The sequence below is a fragment of the Pseudomonas urethralis genome, assembly GCF_021602465.1.
Taxonomy (GTDB): domain Bacteria; phylum Pseudomonadota; class Gammaproteobacteria; order Pseudomonadales; family Pseudomonadaceae; genus Aquipseudomonas; species Aquipseudomonas vlassakiae.
Window position 1 is genome coordinate 60,171 of record NZ_BQIJ01000007.1, and the last position, 16,565, is coordinate 76,735.

Sequence of the window (16,565 nt, forward strand, 5' to 3'; positions counted from 1 at the left end):
GCACCCGAAGGTGCCCTTTCTTCATACTGAACTCAGTTCAGTGCTGGCTGGTCGCCATTGATCGGGATGCGCTTGGCCTTGGCTTCTTCCGGCACGATGCGCAGCAGGTCGATGCTGAGCAGGCCGTTGGCCAGGCCAGCCGACTTGACCTCGATATGGTCGGCCAGGCGGAACGACAGCTTGAAGGCACGCTGGGCAATGCCCTGGTGCAGGTAAGTCACTTCAGCAGTGCCGTTCTCGCGTTTGCCACCGGTTACGGTCAGGACACCTTTTTCGACTTGCAGGTCGAGGTCCTGCTCCTGGAAGCCGGCTGCGGCAACCACGATGCGATAGTGATCATCGCCATGTTTTTCCACGTTGTAGGGAGGGTAGCTGCTACCCGCCTCATTGCGCGCCGCAGACTCGAACAGGTCGTTGAAACGGTCGAAGCCAACGGAATGGCGGAACAGTGGAGCGAGAGAGAAAGCGGTAGTCATGGTCATAAACTCCTGAGTTTCAGCAAGTAAAGTCACTGCGCGACCCGACTTCGGCATCGCGTACTCAAGAGATAGGGACTACAAGAAAGCTTTCAAGGGGTGCCCTGAAAAAATCTGAATTCAGCTTTAGGGCTGATGGCCTTTTCGCGGGTAAACCCGCTCCCACAGAGATGCCACCAGCCCTGAAGGCAGCGTTGTACCTGTGGGAGCGGGTTTACCCGCGAAGAGGCCGGATCAGGCAACACAAGACTCGAAGGAGATCGCCTCAACCCCAAGCAACCGGCTTATGCGGGCGCAATCGTCCTCTCGGCGCAACTCGGCAAACAGCATCACCGCCTCGGGATAACTGCGGGTCAGCATTGCCAGCCACTGCTTCATCCGCCCCGGCGCATAGCGCGGCGACAGCTTGGCCTGGGCCTGGCGCCAGAACTCGCGCAACAACGGCAGCAGCTGCACCCAGCTCATCGGCTGGTATGGCTGCCCATCGCGCGCCGCGGCGATCTGCAGGGCCAGGTCCGGGCGCGACACCAGCCCGCGCCCCAGCATGATGTCTTCGGCACCGCTGACTTCGCGGCAACGCCGCCAGTCGTCAACGCTCCAGATTTCACCATTGGCAAACACCGGCACCCGCACGACATCCTGCACCCGCGCCACCCACTCCCAGTGGGCGGGTGGCTTGTAGCCTTCGACCTTGGTTCGCGCATGCACCACCAGGTGCGCCGAACCGCCCTCGGCCAACGCCGTGGCACACTCCAGCGCCCCATCCGGGCTATCGAAACCCAGGCGCATCTTGGCAGTGACCGGGATATGCGCGGGCACCGCACGGCGCACTTCGCGAACGATGGCATGCAACAACTCCGGCTCCTTGAGCAGCACCGCGCCTCCACGCGACTTGTTCACGGTCTTGGCCGGGCAGCCGAAATTCAGGTCGATGACCGGCGCCCCCAGCTCGCAGGCCAGCGCGGCGTTCTCCGCCAGGCACACCGGGTCCGAGCCCAGCAACTGCACACGCATCGGCACGCCAGCGGCCGTGCGCGCGCCCTGGCGCAACTCAGGGGCGAGCTTGTCGAACGAGGAGGCCGGCAGCAGGCGGTCGCACACGCGGATGAACTCGGTGACGCACCAATCGATGCCGCCCACTCGGGTCAGGACGTCGCGCAGGATGTTGTCGACCAGCCCCTCCATGGGGGCCAGGGCAATTTGCATGTCGGGGTCTCGGCGGAAAAGGCGGCAGTCTAGCAAAAAAAACCGTGGTTTCAGTTGCCGATCAGCGCCGGCCCGTAACCTTCGAGAAACTCCGCCGGCATGCGTTTGGGCTTGCCGCTGGACAGCTCGATGCAGGCGAAGGTGGTCTGTGCACGTAGCAAGGTCACACCATCACGTGGACGCTTGAGCTGGAAGCGCCGGGTCATGCGCAGGCGCTGGTCCCAGTCGATGATCCAGGTGGCCAGTTGCAGCTCATCGTCCTCGTAGCCCGCAGCAAGGTAGTCGATTTCGTGGCGCACCACCGCCATGGCCCGGTCCAGGCGCCGGTACTCGGCCAGGTCCAGGCCCAGACGCTGGGAGTGGCGCCAGGCGCAGCGCTCCAGCCAGGTGACGTAGACCGCGTTATTGGCGTGGCCGAGGCCGTCGATGTCCTCGCTGCCGACACGCAGGTCGATGATGAATGGCGCTTCCAGGTCCCAGCTCATGCCCGCTCCCAATCTCAATGAACGGGCCGAGTGTAACGGATGTTCAGGCACTCTGCCGCGAAGGCTCACGGGCCAGCAGCTCCAGCACCGCCTCGCTCAGACGCGGGTCAGCCAGCAGGCGCTGATGCCCACCCTCCTCCAGCAGCATGAGCCGGCTGTCGAACCAGGCCTTGTGGATGACCTGCGCCTCACCCGCGGGCACCAGCGCGTCATCCGCAGCATGCACCACCAACCCGGGCAGCTCCAGCTGGTAGCCACTGACATCGAGGCGAGCGATCTGCATGCCGACATCGCGCTCGACCTGGCGGATGAATGCCGCCCTGGCCCGCGCCGGCAACCCCAGGCGCTGGGCAAAGCCACGCAACACACCCAGCAGCTGCGCTGGCGCCGCAATGCTCACTGCGGCCTCGGCGCGCAGCCCCATCTGCAGCGCCAGCAACACGCTGGCACCGCCCATGGAGTGACCGATCACGGCACGTAGCGGCGGCAACTCGGCAGCCGCTTCCAGCAGTGCCCGGGCAAACAGCACCACATGCGCCTGCTGGCCGGGCGAGCGACCGTGGGCCGGGCCCTCCAGCGAGACCACGGTGTGCCCGGCCCGCACCAGCGTTTCGATCAGCGCCGCGAACTGGGTCGGGCGCCCTTCCCAGCCGTGCATCAGCAGCACCGTCGGCCCTTTGCCCCAACGCAAGGCCGACAAGCCGAAGCGCAAGGTGATGCGCTCGGCACTGGCCAGCAGCGGCAACTCCCACTGCCGGGGCGGCAGGTTGCGCGGGGTCATGAAGGCACGGCGCATCTTGCCGGCGACATGCTCGGGGGCCAGTCGACCCAAGGCGCCATTTACGCCACGAATCCAGCTCAGGGTAGTCATCGCCTTGCTCCAGGACCAGGGGGTATCAGAGAACTGCCGACTTGGCGGCACGCAGAATGCGATCGGACAACTCGCCCGGGCCCAAGGCCCGCGCCAGGGCCAGGCCACCGATCATCAGGGCCAGGTCAGCCAAGGCTTTATCGGCGTCTTCCGGGCGGTCGACCATCGCCGCCGTCATCAGCTCGATGTGCTCGGCCAGCACTTCACGGAAGGCTGCAGGCAGTCGCTGCATCTCGCCGAGCGAGTTCGGCAGCGGGCAGGCATGCACCTCGGCGTCACGGTGCTTGCGCGACAGGTAGAAGGCGCTCGCCAGGGCACGGCGCCCTTCCCCATCGAGGTTCGGGTCTATCTGGGCGAGCAAGGCACGCCGTTCGCCCAGCAACTGGCGGAAGGCTTCGAGCATGAGTTCGTCCTTGCTCTCGAAGTGCGCATAGAAACCACCCACGGTCAGGCCTGCCGCGCCCATTACCTGGCTGACGCTCGGCTCGGCCGGGCCATGCTGGATCAACGCGCTGCGGGCGGCTTCGAGAATGCGTTCGCGGGTCTTGCTCTTCTTGTCGCTCATTGGCCGGCTGCCGATCAAAATATGATGATCGAAATATTATTCCTATCATATTTTTTGGCAAGCAGAATTTGCCACCGCTTGTCGACAGCAGCTTTTTTTCGATGGGAGAAAAACAAAAGGCCCATTCAATAATCGAATGAGCCTTAAAAGTCCCGCAAAACGCGGGTAAAAATGGCGTCCCCTAGGGGACTCGAACCCCTGTTACCGCCGTGAAAGGGCGGTGTCCTAGGCCACTAGACGAAGGGGACGTAACCTTCGCGAAGATTCGACGCATCGAACCCTGGCAGAATTGGTGGAGCTAAGCGGGATCGAACCGCTGACCTCCTGCATGCCATGCAGGCGCTCTCCCAGCTGAGCTATAGCCCCGAAACAAAAGACTCATTCAATATGCGAACGAGCCTTTTTAAGTCCCGCAAAACGCGGGTAAAAGTGGCGTCCCCTAGGGGACTCGAACCCCTGTTACCGCCGTGAAAGGGCGGTGTCCTAGGCCACTAGACGAAGGGGACGTAACCTTCGCGAAGGTTCGACGCATCGAACCCTGGCAGAATTGGTGGAGCTAAGCGGGATCGAACCGCTGACCTCCTGCATGCCATGCAGGCGCTCTCCCAGCTGAGCTATAGCCCCGGATTTCTAGCCTCTCGGCCCAGCGACATCCTGAAACATCGCTTGTGCAAAACTGGCGTCCCCTAGGGGACTCGAACCCCTGTTACCGCCGTGAAAGGGCGGTGTCCTAGGCCACTAGACGAAGGGGACGAACCTTCTTACCTTCAAGATCGGGTTGCTGGACCCGCTCTTGCTCGACAGCCATGGCTGTCAAGCGGAATTTGGTGGAGCTAAGCGGGATCGAACCGCTGACCTCCTGCATGCCATGCAGGCGCTCTCCCAGCTGAGCTATAGCCCCACAATGTCGCTCTGAACAGAAGCGCTGGCTGGGTGCCTGGCGTTTCGTTTTCGTTCATCGCTGTGGACGGGGCGCATATTAAGATCGGATTGCAGGGCTGTCAAACTAAATTTTGAAAATATTCAAAATTTTTTTCACAGATAACAATCACTTACCGCCCTGCCCCCTGCAAACCTGAACATCGAGCCTTGTAGGAACGGGTTTACCCGCGAATGCTGCGGTGAATGCATCAGCGTATTCGCGGGTGAACCCGCTCCCACAGGTTCAGTTATCGCTTCGCAAGGCTGTCAGGCGATGTTCGCCAGCAGCTTTTCCCATTCCTTGTTTTCTTTCTTCGACACACCACCGAGCAGGTCCAGGGCCTGGCGCAGACGGTAGCGGGTCAGGTCGGGGCCAAGGATTTCCATGGCATCGAGCACCGACACCGAGCTGGCCTGGCCGGTAATGGCGGCGAACATCAGTGGCATGGCATCACGCAGCTTCAGTTCAAGCGCTTCGACCACGGCCTGGATGCAGCCGGTGATGCGCTCTTTCTCCCACTGGCGCAGGCTTTCCAGTTTCCACAGGATCAACTGCATCACCTGGCGCACCTGGTCGGCGGACAGCTTCTTGCTTTCGAACAGCTTGGCATCGAGCTTGAGCGCGCCCTCGAAGAAGAAGCCACCCAGCGGGGCGATCTGGCTGAAGGTCTCGACACGGCCCTGCACATGCGGGGCGATTTTCATCATGTAGTCGCTGTTGAATGCCCACTTCTGCACACGTGCGGCGAATTCTTCTACCGGCAGCTCGCGCAGCCACTGGCCATTGAGCCAAGACAGCTTCTCGATGTCGAAGATCGGGCCACCCAGGGAGATACGCGACAGGTCGAAGTGCTCGACCATCTCGGCCAGGGAGAACTTCTCGCGCTCGTCCGGCATCGACCAGCCCATGCGGCCCAGGTAGTTGAGCATGGCCTCGGGCATGAAGCCCATGCGCTCGTAGAAGGTCACCGAGGTCGGGTTCTTGCGCTTGGACAGCTTGGACTTGTCCGGGTTGCGCAGCAGCGGCATGTAGCAAAGCTTCGGCTGCTCCCAACCGAAGTACTCATACAGCTTGATCAGCTTCGGTGCCGACGGCAGCCACTCTTCGCCGCGCAGGACATGGGTGATGCCCATCAGGTGGTCATCCACCACGTTGGCCAGGAAGTAGGTCGGCAGGCCGTCATTCTTCATCAGCACCTGCATATCCATGCGGTCCCATGGAATTTCGACGTCGCCACGGAGCATGTCCGGAACCACGCAGACACCTTCGCTCGGCACCTTCATGCGGATCACATGCGGCTCGCCAGCGGCCAGGCGGCGCTGCACTTCTTCGGCGCTCAGCAGCAGGGCACGGCCGTCATAGCGCGGGGTTTCACCACGGGCCATCTGCTCGGCACGCATCTGCTCCAGCTCTTCGGCAGTGCAGAAGCAGTAGAAGGCATGGCCGGCATCGACCAGCTCCTTGGCGTACCTGGCGTAGATCTCGCCACGCTCGCTTTGCCGGTACGGACCGTGCGGGCCACCGACATCCGGGCCTTCGTTCCATTCGATGCCAAGCCAGCGCAGGGCGTCGAAGATCTGCTGCTCCGACTCGCGCGTGGAGCGCAGCTGGTCGGTGTCTTCGATACGCAGGATGAACTCACCGCCGTGCTGCTTGGCAAAGCAGTAGTTGAACAGGGCGATGTAGGCGGTGCCGACATGGGGGTCGCCAGTGGGCGATGGCGCGATACGCGTGCGAACGGTGGTCATGAGAGTCTCGAACGAAAGATGAAACAAAGGCGGGATGTTAGCAGGGAGCAGGCACCGGGCTCCAGCAATGGCGCGAACGTCACTTGTCGGCTGGCCATGTGCCGCTGTTAAATTTAATTACATTTCTGGAACGATAGTCCCCATGCCTGCCCAACTCAAACGCCGCCTGGCGATCTTCTTCACCTTGGTGGCCCTCATCGCCCTCGCCTTCCTGGCCGAGTGGTATTTCAGAGGCCGCTTCTTCGAGAGCACCGACAATGCCTACGTGCAGGGCGAAATCACCCGTATTTCCAGCCAGCTCGGCGCACGCATCGACGAGGTCCGGGTCGACGACAATCAGCACGTGAACAAAGGCGACCTGCTGGTGCGTCTGGAGGCCGCCGACTTCGAGCTGGCCGTGGAACGCGCCCGCGCCGCCCTCGCCACCCGCGAGGCCGAATATGCCCAGGCCCAGAGCCGACTGACCCAGCAAGGCAGCCAGATCGCCGCAGGGCAGGCGCAGGTCGCCGCCAACCAGGCCACGTTCGACCGCGCGCGCCTGGACCTGAGCCGCGCCGAAAAGCTGCGCAAGCCCGGCTTCGTCTCCGAAGAGCGGGTGACCACCCTGTCGGCAGACAGCCATGTGGCCGGTTCCCAGGTCGACAAAGCACGTGCCGACCTGCAAAGCCAGCGCCAGCAGGTCAACGCCTTGACCGCCGACCTCAAACGCCTCGACGCGCAGATCGCCAATGCCCGCGCCGACCTGGCCCAGGCGCAACTGAACCTGACCCGCTGTGAGATTCGCGCGCCACTCAGCGGCACCATCGGCCAGCGCAATGCCCGCAGTGGCCAGATTGTACAGGCCGGCGCCTACCTGTTGTCGATCGTGCCCGATGAGAACATCTGGGTGCAGGCCAACTTCAAGGAGACCCAGATCGGCAAGATGCAACCCGGTCAGCGCGCCGAATTGCTGTTCGACAGCTACCCCGACACCCCGATCGAAGGCCGCGTCGATAGCCTGTTCGCCGCGTCGGGCGCGCAGTTCAGCCTGCTGCCGCCAGACAATGCCACCGGCAACTTCACCAAGGTGGTGCAGCGCATCCCGGTGAAGCTGACGTTCGCCGCCGACAACCCGTTGCATGGGCGCATTCGCCCCGGCATGTCGGTCACCGCCACCGTCGACCTGCGTCACCAAGACGAAGGCCACGATGGCCGGTGATCAACTGCTCCGCCCGACTGCGGAGCCGACCCGGCGAGACTGGATCGCAGTGATGAGCGTGATGCTGGGAGCCTTCATGGCCGTGCTGGACATCCAGATCACCAACTCCTCGCTCAAGGACATCCAGGGCGCGCTTTCAGCGACCCTGGAGGAAGGCTCATGGATATCCACTTCCTACCTGGTGGCGGAAATCATCATGATTCCGCTGACCGCCTGGCTGGTGCAGCTGCTCTCGGCGAGGCGCCTGGCGGTGTGGGTGTCGGGTGGTTTCCTGGTGTCCTCGTTGCTCTGCTCGATGGCCTGGAACCTCGAAAGCATGATCCTGTTCCGTGCCCTGCAGGGCTTCACCGGCGGCGCGCTGATCCCGCTGGCATTCACCCTGACCCTGATCAAATTGCCCGAGCATCACCGTGCCAAAGGCATGGCCATGTTCGCCATGACTGCCACCTTCGCCCCGTCGATCGGCCCGACCCTTGGCGGCTGGCTGACCGAGAACTGGGGCTGGGAATACATCTTCTATATCAACATCCCGCCCGGGCTGGTGATGATCGCCGGCCTGCTCTATGGCCTGGAGAAGAAAGAAGCACACTGGGAACTGCTGAAAAGCACCGATTATGCCGGCATCGTCACCCTGGGCGTGGGCCTGGGCTGCCTGCAGGTCTTCCTTGAGGAAGGCCATCGCAAGGACTGGCTGGAGTCGAACCTGATCGTCGGCTTGGCGACTGTCGCTGCGATCAGCCTGGCCACCTTCGTCATCCTGCAGCTGTCCAAACCGCACCCCTTGATCAACCTGCGCATCCTCGGCAACCGCAATTTCGGCCTGTCGAGCATTGCCAGCCTGGGCATGGGCGTGGGGCTTTATGGTTCGATCTACCTGCTGCCGTTGTACCTGGCACAGATCCAGGGCTACAACGCCCTGCAGATCGGCGAAGTGATCATGTGGATGGGCATTCCGCAGCTGTTTCTGATTCCGCTGGTGCCGCAACTGATGAAGGTGGTGTCGCCCAAGCTGCTGTGCGCCCTCGGTTTCTGCCTGTTCGGGGTCGCCAGCTTCGGCTCGGGGGTGTTGAACCCGGACTTCGCCGGGCCGCAGTTCAACCATATCCAGATCATCCGCGCCCTCGGCCAGCCGATGATCATGGTGACCATTTCGCTGATCGCCACGGCGTATATCCAGCCGCAGGATGCCGGGTCTGCGTCGAGCCTGTTCAACATCCTGCGCAACCTGGGCGGCGCGATCGGCATCGCCTTGCTGGCCACCTTGCTGGATGCGCGGACCAAGGTGTATTTCGACTACCTGAGGGAGTCGGTGGTGCCGAGCAACCCGCAGGTGGCGGAGCGGCTGGCGCAGTTGACGGAACGGCTGGGCAATGACAATGCGGCGCTGGGCAAGCTGAGCGAAATTGCCCACCAGCAGGCGCTGATCATGGCCTACAACGATGCCTTCCACTTTGTCGGCATCGGGCTGGCGGTGAGCATGGTGGCGGTGTTGTTGACCCGCAAGCTGCCGGAGGGGTTGAAGGCTGGGGAAGCTCATTAGCCGGTACGGGCCTCTTCGCGGGTAAACCCGCTCCCACACAGCCCTCAAGCACTGTGAAATCCCTGTGGGAGCGGGTTTACCCGCGAAGAGGCCCGTACAGGCTATAGATCAATCAGCTGGTGATCAGGCGCTCGCGCAACTGGGTAATCTCGTCCCGCAGCTGCGCGGCGGCTTCGAACTCCAGGTCGCGGGCAAGCTGCATCATCTTCTCTTCCAGCTGCTTGATGCGCTTGGTGATCTCGCCCGGCGTTCGCAGCTCGGCCTCGTAACGGGCGCTCTCCTCCGCCGCCTTGGCCATGCCCTTGCGCTTCTTGCTGCGCGCGCCGGGCACGGTGGCGCCTTCCATGATGTCGGTGATGTCCTTGACCACACCCTTGGGCACGATGCCGTTGGCCTGGTTGAACGCGATCTGCTTCTCGCGGCGCCGCTCCGTCTCATCGATGGCGCGCTGCATGGAGCCTGTGATGTTGTCGGCATACAGGATCGCCCGGCCATTGAGGTTACGTGCGGCACGGCCAATGGTCTGGATCAGCGAGCGCTCGGAACGCAGGAAGCCTTCCTTGTCGGCATCCAGAATTGCCACCAGCGACACCTCAGGCATGTCCAGGCCCTCGCGCAGCAGGTTGATGCCCACCAACACATCGAAGGTGCCCAGGCGCAGGTCACGGATGATTTCCACGCGCTCCACCGTGTCGATGTCCGAGTGCAGGTAGCGTACCCGCACATCGTGGTCGGCCAGGTAGTCGGTCAGGTCTTCGGCCATGCGCTTGGTCAGCGTGGTCGCCAGCACCCGGTCGCCCTGGGCGACGCGCTTGCGGATCTCCGACAGCAGGTCGTCGACCTGGGTCAGCGCCGGGCGCACTTCTACTTGTGGGTCGACCAGGCCGGTCGGACGCACCACCTGCTCCACCACCCGGCCGGCATGCTCGGCTTCATAGGGGCCAGGGGTGGCTGACACGAAGATGGTCTGCGGGCTGACAGCCTCCCATTCGTCAAAGCGCATCGGCCGGTTGTCCAGTGCCGAGGGCAGGCGGAAGCCGTATTCGACCAGGGTTTCCTTGCGCGAGCGGTCACCCTTGTACATGGCGCCAACCTGCGGAACGCTGACGTGGGACTCGTCGATCACCAGCAGGGCATCGGCGGGCAGGTAATCGTAGAGCGTGGGCGGCGGCGCGCCGGCCGGGCGCCCGGACAGGTAGCGCGAGTAGTTCTCGATGCCGTTGCAGTAACCCAGTTCGAGGATCATCTCCAGGTCGAAACGGGTGCGTTGCTCCAGGCGCTGGGCTTCGACCAGCTTGTTGGCCTTGTGCAGGTACTCGAGCCGGTCCTGCAGCTCTTCCTTGATGCCCTCCACCGCCTCCAGCAGAGTTTCCCGCGGGGTCACGTAGTGGCTCTTGGGGTAGAAGGTGAAGCGTGGCAGCTTGCGGAAGACCTCGCCGGTCAGCGGGTCGAAGGCGGCGATATTCTCGACCTCGTCATCGAACAGCTCGATGCGGATGGCCTCGAGGTCGGATTCGGCCGGGAAGATGTCGATCACGTCACCACGCACACGGAATGTGGCACGGGCGAAGTCCATCTCGTTGCGGGTGTATTGCAGGTCGGCCAACCGGCGCAACAGGGCGCGCTGGTCGAGCTTGTCGCCCCGGTCGACGTGCAGGACCATCTTCAGGTAGGTCTCGGGGCTGCCGAGGCCGTAGATGCACGACACGGTGGTGACGATGATCGCATCGCGCCGTTCCAGCAGCGCCTTGGTCGCCGACAAACGCATCTGTTCAATGTGGTCGTTGATCGAGGCATCCTTCTCGATGAAGGTGTCCGAGGACGGCACGTAGGCCTCTGGCTGGTAGTAGTCGTAGTAGGAGACGAAGTACTCCACCGCGTTGTTCGGGAAGAACGCCTTGAACTCGCCATACAACTGCGCCGCCAGGGTCTTGTTCGGCGCCAGCACCAGGGTTGGCCGCTGCACCTGCTGGATGACATTGGCGATGCTGAAGGTCTTGCCCGAACCGGTCACCCCTAGCAGGGTCTGGTGCGACAGGCCTGCGTCGATACCCTCGACCATCTGGCGGATGGCCTCGGGCTGGTCGCCGGCCGGCTGGAAACGGGTGACGAGCTGGAACTCGGACATGACGGACCTCGCGGTAACGCAGTAACTGTAAATTTAGCCAGTAGTCTATACCCAAATGCGCCCGCCAGGGGCCGGAATCAAGGCCAAGCTGTGAGCGCGCATTACGGTGGACCGGGCATTTCGACCAATGGTCGAAAAATATTTGCGCAAATCGCCGGAAAACCTGCGCCCGACTGTCGCAGTGACCGGTCGGTATCACTATACTGACTCCCCGTTTGTGCACCGCTTCAGTGCATTCGGCTGGAGCGTGTACGCCCTATCACTCTCCAATCAGAGCCGAAGTAACAATGAGCCTGTTTTCCGCTGTCGAGCTGGCACCCCGCGACCCTATCCTGGGCCTCAACGAAGCATTCAACGCCGACCCACGTACCGACAAGGTCAACCTGGGCGTAGGCGTGTACTGCAATGAGGAAGGCCGCATTCCGCTGCTGCGCGCCGTGATCGAAGCCGAAACCCAGCGTGCAGCCCAGCACGCCTCGCGCGGCTACCTGCCGATCGATGGTATCGCCACCTACGACCAGGCCGTGCAGAAACTGCTGTTCGGTGCCGAATCGCCACTGCTGGCCGCTGGCCGCGTGGTCACCGTGCAGGCCGTGGGCGGCACTGGCGCTCTGAAGATCGGCGCCGACTTCCTCAAGCGCGTTTCGCCGAATGCCGTGGTTGCCATCAGCGACCCGAGCTGGGAAAACCACCGGGCGCTGTTCGAAAGCGCGGGTTTCCCGGTGCAGAACTACCGTTACTACGACGCGCCGAGCAACGACGTCAACCGCGCCGGCATGCTCGAAGACCTCAACGCCCTGCCATCCGGTTCGATCGTCGTGCTGCACGCCTGCTGCCACAACCCGACCGGCGTCGACCTGACCCTGGACGACTGGAAGAATGTTCTGGAAGTGGTCAAGGCCAAGGGCCACGTGCCATTCCTCGACATGGCCTACCAGGGCTTCGGTGATGGCATCGGCGAAGACGCCTTTGCCGTGCGCCTGTTCGCCGAATCGGGCATGGAGTTCTTTGTATCCAGCTCGTTCTCCAAGTCGTTCTCGCTGTATGGCGAGCGCGTCGGCGCACTGTCGATCGTCACCGCCTCGAAAGACGAAAGCACCCGCGTCCTCTCGCAGGTCAAGCGTGTGATTCGCACCACCTACTCCAACCCGCCGACCCACGGCGCGACCATCGTCGCCACCGTGCTCAACAGCGCCGAGCTGCGCCAGATGTGGGAAGCGGAGCTTGGCGAGATGCGCGAACGCATCCACGGCATGCGCAAGCAGATGGTCTCGCTGTTGGCCGAATACGGTGCCAAGCGCGACTTCAGCTTCGTCGGCCGCCAGGTGGGCATGTTCTCCTACTCGGGCCTGACCGTCGAGCAGGTTGCCCGCCTGAAGAACGACTTCGGCATCTACGCGCTGGACACCGGCCGCATTGCTGTCGCCGCGCTGAACCAGAGCAACATCCACGTGGTCACCAAGGCCATCGTTGAAGTGCTGTAACTGATTGATTTGTCAGGAGGTCGCTTGACTTCCTCCTGGCAATCGGTAAGATACGCGCAGATTCCGCGATAGCTCAGTCGGTAGAGCAAATGACTGTTAATCATTGGGTCCCTGGTTCGAGTCCAGGTCGCGGAGCCAAACACTGAGAGAGCCCCCGTATGCGCAAGCATCGGGGGCTTTTTCGTTGTCTGGCGGAAGATCTTTGGCGCCTGTGAAATCGAGCGCCGCCCGCGCGGCGCATCGCGGATGAATCCGCTCCTACAGTCATGCGCCAAGGCGGCCAACCATGGCGTAACAGGTTCGGCACGTTGCAACAAACCGTAGGAGCGGATTTTCTCCGCAATGCGCCGCGCGGGCGGCGCTCGATCTCACAGGCGCTGAAGATCTCCAGCCAGGCATCTCAGGGCCCACACATCACTTCCTGACCGGCTCAGTCACCGGCTTGCCTTCATCCACCAGGCTCCATACGAGCAATTTGGCAGGCCGGGTCTTGCTGGCGTTTCGCGAAACGCTGTGCTCGGTGCCGGGCGCTTCGTACCAGTACTCACCGGCCGTGTAGGTTTTTTCCTGCTCATCGTTGAGTTTCGATACCACCGCCCCTTCCAGCACATAGGCCATTACCGCCCCGGGATGCTGGTGGGCAGGTGAAGCTTGCCCGGGGGCATAGCTGACCGTGAGCATGACGGCGCTCTTGCCTGGGGCATTCGAGGGCTGTTGTCGCTGAAGGACTTTTACTGGGTCTGCGGCGTCGCCGTGGGCCCAGGCAGTGGCCTGGCCACCCAGCAATCCAGCGGCAATAAGCAAGGCAAACGAAAAGTTGGCAGATTTCACGGGCTTTCTCCTGACTGGCGATTGCCTGCAGGTTAGGCCCGGCGGCACAGGGTGCAAACGGCCAATCAGAAGGAAAAGCAGGGGGCCAGCCGGAACGCTCTCAGCCATTGCGCCCGATCGGATAGAACACGCCATGGCTCCACACCCCGAGCCACTCCTCGCCATCGATTACCCGCGGCACCGCCAGGTCGACCAATTGGTAGAACACATTGCGGTGGATCAATGCCTCGAGATTGCTGCGCATCAGTACATAAGGCGACGGCTCCTGGGTCTGGGGATCGATCTCGACCCGCAACGGGTTCTGCGGCCCGGCCTCAGCCTGATCCTCGACATTGCTGGTAAAGCGCAGCACCTGTGCCTCACCACTCCCTAGCACCTCAAGCGTCACGGCCACGAATGGCGCATCATCGACGCGGATGCCGACCTTCTCCACCGGGGTAATCAGGAAATAGTCATCGCCATCGCGGCGTATGATTGTCGAGAACAGGCGAACCATTGGTTTCCGCCCGATGGGCGTACCCAGGTAGTACCAGGTCCCATCGCGGGCAATACGCATGTCGATATCGCCGCAGAAATCCGGGTTCCACAGATGCACCGGCGGCAGCCCCTTGTGCTTGGGAACTTGCGCCAATAGATCGTTGGCCTTGCCGGAATCCGTCATCGCCCTGCCCTCACTCGCTCATGCCCAGGAGGCTACGAGCGTACTCGCGCATCGGTGCGCCAAGCAAATCCTGGGGCGACTGGTCGTGGAACGTCAACAAACCGCCGCGGCTCTTGATGCGTACCGTGTCGATCAGGTAGCGCGTGTTGGTCTCGATCAGCATCATCTGGACGACACCGGTGTCCCAACCCACGCGGTCGACGGCCTGCTCGTCATACCATTGGTCGCCGTTGCCGATACGGTCATCCGTGCGAGCGAACCGGGTATACAGGACATAGTCGGCGCCCACCGAGCGGGCCTGGGTAATCGCTTCTTCGAGCCCCAGCGGCGCTTGGGCGCGACGCACCAGCGGGAAATACTCGATGAAACTCTTGAATGCCTCCTCGGCCACCACGTTCTGCTTCGGCAACGGCCCCTTGCCTGGCGGCATGAACGCGCCTTGGCCGATGAAGATGAACGAATCAGGCTGCAGACGAATCGACAAGCTACGACGGGTATCGCTGTGGTCGAGCAAGCCGGCGTCGCTCATGTGGTAACGGACGCCTTCGCCCATATCGCTGACATTCATGCAACCGCCCAACGCCATCAGCGTCAGCAGCAAGACCAGGCTACGCATCTTTCCTCCAGTGACCGGTGACGAAAAACCGGCGAATAGCCGGCGGATGCAGCTTTTGCGCCAGCTTCAGCCGCCGATCACTTTCATCACCATCACCCCTCCTGAAAACGCCAGTTCCTGCTTGTCTGCCAAGGCTTTTACCAGCAGCCGCTGCAAGCCAGGGAGCGCCTGATGACGGGGTTTCTCCAACAGGTCGCCGATAAAGTGACGATTGCCGGAGGACAGGCAGCCGTGCAGCCAGCCGGTAGAGGACAGGCGCAGCCGCGAGCAGGTGCGGCAGAACGGCACGCTTTCATTGGCGATGACGCCGAAATGGCCATGCCCCGGGATCTGGTAGCGCAGCGCCGTAGCATCCGGCGGTGCGTCGACCGGCTGGTAGGCATGACGGCCGCCGATCACATCGAGCAAGGCATCGAGCCCGACAAACTGCTGCAGGAACGCATTGTTGTCCCGGGCCAGGTGGCCCATGCGCATCAGCTCGATGAAACGCAGCTCGAACCCCCGCGCCATGCAGTAATCGAGCATCGGCAGCACCTGATCGAGGTTCTGCCCACGCATCGGCACCATGTTGACCTTGATCCGCATGCCCATGGCGCTGGCCTGATCCATGCCCGCCAACACGCTGGCCAGGTCACCGCCACGGGCGATGCGGCGGAACGCGTGGGGATCTAGGGTATCGAGGGACACGTTCAAGCGGCGAATACCGGCCGCCTGCAGTCGTGGCAGCTTGCGCGCGAGCAGCTGCCCATTGGTGGTCAGCGTGATGTCGTCAAGGTCGAGCTTGGCTACCGCCGCCAGAAAGGCATCCAGTCGAGGGCTGACCAACGGCTCGCCACCGGTAATGCGCAAGCGCTCGATACCAGCAGCTTCGATAAGGTAGGCCACGCCCCGCGCCAGGGTATCCGCGGACAGTTCATCCTGGGCTGCTACCAGGCGCTTGCCGTCCGGCACACAGTAGCTGCAGGCGTAGTTACAGGCAGCCGTCAGGCTGACGCGCAGGTTGCGAAAACGCCTGCCTTGACGATCGACGATCATGGATGACTCCGGCATGGATGAATCGGGGCTGGCAAAACTTGACTCATGGTTCAAGTTTTTGCAAGTCCCCTTTACACCCCGGGCTCACCCGCTGACGACAAGTGCCTTTAGTGAGTGGCTTCCGGATCACGCTTGCGCTTGTTGCCCATGCGCACGCCGATATCCATGAGAAACTGGAAGAAGCCTTCCTGATCTTCCAGCACGTTGCTCCAGAACGGCGAGTGGTACAGCGCCACGGCGCCATGTACCAACGCCCAGGCGGCGCAGTAGTGGAAGTACGGCGGCACGTCTTCAAGCTTGCCTTCGCTGATGCGGCCCTTGATCAGCTGGGTCAGGCGGTCGAAGTTGGACGCGCGGATGCTGTGCAACTGCTCGACCATTTCCGGTACCTGATTGCCCTTGACCACCTTCTCCTCCAGGCGGTCGAACAGCCGGTAGCGCTGCGGGTCGCGCATGCGGAACTCGAAGTAGGCGCGCGACAGCGCCTCCTTGTCGCGATCGACATCGGCCGAGTGCAACAGCGCGTTCAGGTCACGCTCATAGTCGAGCATCAGGCGCAGGTAGATCTCCGCCTTGGACTTGAAGTGCTTGTAGATCGTGCCTTTGCCGATCCCCACGGCGTCGGCGATCATCTCGACAGTGACGCTGTCTTCACCCTGTTCGAGGAACAGCTTCAAGGCTGTATCGAGGATTTCCTGTTCGCGACGGCGAAACTCACGGACCTTACGAGGTTCTTTCTGCATAGGAAGGACTGGATGACATTGAAGCGGTTTATTATGCCTAACTTGCAGCAAATTGC

15 protein-coding genes and 7 tRNA genes are annotated in these 16,565 nt (G+C 62.4%); 4 read left to right on the forward strand and 18 right to left on the reverse strand.

Annotated elements, in window-relative coordinates; all coding sequences use genetic code 11:
* Nucleotides 1–32 precede the first annotated feature (32 nt).
* The 12 genes from L6D64_RS13400 to gltX all read right to left on the reverse strand — a co-directional run bounded on the left by L6D64_RS13400 (nt 33) and on the right by gltX (nt 6,273).
* The gene (locus tag L6D64_RS13400) at nt 33–476 is read right to left on the reverse strand and encodes an Hsp20 family protein (RefSeq protein WP_176510198.1); all 444 of its coding nucleotides are present in this window, start codon (nt 474–476) and stop codon (nt 33–35) included.
* Nucleotides 477–710: 234 nt separating this feature from the next.
* A complete protein-coding gene (locus tag L6D64_RS13405; protein WP_176510199.1) occupies nt 711–1,682 on the reverse strand; it encodes a tRNA dihydrouridine synthase in 972 nt (323 codons plus the stop codon).
* A gap of 50 nt (nt 1,683–1,732) precedes the next feature.
* A complete protein-coding gene (locus tag L6D64_RS13410) occupies nt 1,733–2,167 on the reverse strand; it encodes an acyl-CoA thioesterase (protein WP_176510200.1) in 435 nt (144 codons plus the stop codon).
* Between the two features lie 43 nt (nt 2,168–2,210).
* Nucleotides 2,211–3,038: an alpha/beta hydrolase gene (locus tag L6D64_RS13415; RefSeq protein ID WP_176510201.1), complete on the reverse strand. Its 828-nt coding sequence runs from the start codon at nt 3,036–3,038 to the stop codon at nt 2,211–2,213.
* Nucleotides 3,039–3,063: 25 nt separating this feature from the next.
* Entirely contained in the window at nt 3,064–3,603 is a 540-nt protein-coding gene (locus L6D64_RS13420; RefSeq protein WP_176510202.1) for a TetR/AcrR family transcriptional regulator, read from the reverse strand.
* 172 nt (nt 3,604–3,775) lie between these two features.
* Nucleotides 3,776–3,851 (reverse strand) — tRNA-Glu (locus L6D64_RS13425).
* 42 nt (nt 3,852–3,893) lie between these two features.
* Nucleotides 3,894–3,969, reverse strand: a tRNA-Ala gene (locus tag L6D64_RS13430).
* Between the two features lie 64 nt (nt 3,970–4,033).
* Nucleotides 4,034–4,109: transfer RNA gene (locus L6D64_RS13435), tRNA-Glu, on the reverse strand.
* A gap of 42 nt (nt 4,110–4,151) precedes the next feature.
* Nucleotides 4,152–4,227: transfer RNA gene (locus L6D64_RS13440), tRNA-Ala, on the reverse strand.
* Nucleotides 4,228–4,280: 53 nt separating this feature from the next.
* Nucleotides 4,281–4,356, reverse strand: a tRNA-Glu gene (locus L6D64_RS13445).
* 72 nt (nt 4,357–4,428) lie between these two features.
* Nucleotides 4,429–4,504 (reverse strand) — tRNA-Ala (locus tag L6D64_RS13450).
* A 287-nt stretch (nt 4,505–4,791) separates the two neighbouring features.
* Complete coding sequence (gene gltX, locus L6D64_RS13455; protein WP_176510203.1) at nt 4,792–6,273, reverse strand: glutamate--tRNA ligase; 1,482 nt, start codon at nt 6,271–6,273, stop codon at nt 4,792–4,794.
* A gap of 142 nt (nt 6,274–6,415) precedes the next feature.
* On the opposite strand from gltX, the gene L6D64_RS13460 reads away from it, so the two are divergent.
* Both L6D64_RS13460 and L6D64_RS13465 read left to right on the forward strand, forming a co-directional pair.
* A complete protein-coding gene (locus L6D64_RS13460) occupies nt 6,416–7,471 on the forward strand; it encodes an HlyD family secretion protein (RefSeq protein WP_176510204.1) in 1,056 nt (351 codons plus the stop codon).
* Nucleotides 7,461–9,011: an MDR family MFS transporter gene (locus L6D64_RS13465; protein WP_189660721.1), complete on the forward strand. Its 1,551-nt coding sequence runs from the start codon at nt 7,461–7,463 to the stop codon at nt 9,009–9,011. Before L6D64_RS13460 ends, L6D64_RS13465 begins: the two co-directional genes overlap by 11 nt.
* 112 nt (nt 9,012–9,123) lie before the next feature.
* On the opposite strand, the gene uvrB is transcribed toward L6D64_RS13465, so the two are convergent.
* A complete protein-coding gene (gene uvrB / locus L6D64_RS13470) occupies nt 9,124–11,139 on the reverse strand; it encodes an excinuclease ABC subunit UvrB (protein WP_176510205.1) in 2,016 nt (671 codons plus the stop codon).
* A gap of 287 nt (nt 11,140–11,426) precedes the next feature.
* Here uvrB and L6D64_RS13475 point away from each other — a divergent pair, with 287 nt between their 5' ends.
* Together L6D64_RS13475 and L6D64_RS13480 are read left to right on the forward strand one after the other, a co-directional pair.
* Complete coding sequence (locus tag L6D64_RS13475; RefSeq protein ID WP_176510206.1) at nt 11,427–12,623, forward strand: amino acid aminotransferase; 1,197 nt, start codon at nt 11,427–11,429, stop codon at nt 12,621–12,623.
* A 62-nt stretch (nt 12,624–12,685) separates the two neighbouring features.
* Nucleotides 12,686–12,761: transfer RNA gene (locus L6D64_RS13480), tRNA-Asn, on the forward strand.
* 276 nt (nt 12,762–13,037) lie between these two features.
* Here L6D64_RS13480 and L6D64_RS13485 read toward each other — a convergent pair.
* The 5 genes from L6D64_RS13485 to L6D64_RS13505 form a co-directional block, all read right to left on the reverse strand.
* Nucleotides 13,038–13,454, reverse strand: a complete 417-nt coding sequence (locus L6D64_RS13485; protein WP_371870338.1) for a cupin domain-containing protein — start codon at nt 13,452–13,454, stop codon at nt 13,038–13,040.
* A 100-nt stretch (nt 13,455–13,554) separates the two neighbouring features.
* On the reverse strand, nt 13,555–14,115 hold the full coding sequence (locus L6D64_RS13490; protein WP_176510207.1) for a DUF1285 domain-containing protein: 561 nt from the start codon (nt 14,113–14,115) through the stop codon (nt 13,555–13,557).
* 10 nt (nt 14,116–14,125) lie between these two features.
* The gene (locus L6D64_RS13495; protein ID WP_176510208.1) at nt 14,126–14,731 is read right to left on the reverse strand and encodes a DUF4823 domain-containing protein; all 606 of its coding nucleotides are present in this window, start codon (nt 14,729–14,731) and stop codon (nt 14,126–14,128) included.
* Between the two features lie 66 nt (nt 14,732–14,797).
* A complete protein-coding gene (locus L6D64_RS13500; RefSeq protein ID WP_176510209.1) occupies nt 14,798–15,766 on the reverse strand; it encodes a GTP 3',8-cyclase MoaA in 969 nt (322 codons plus the stop codon).
* A 107-nt stretch (nt 15,767–15,873) separates the two neighbouring features.
* Complete coding sequence (locus L6D64_RS13505) at nt 15,874–16,509, reverse strand: TetR/AcrR family transcriptional regulator (RefSeq protein ID WP_054883760.1); 636 nt, start codon at nt 16,507–16,509, stop codon at nt 15,874–15,876.
* Nucleotides 16,510–16,565: the final 56 nt, after the last annotated feature.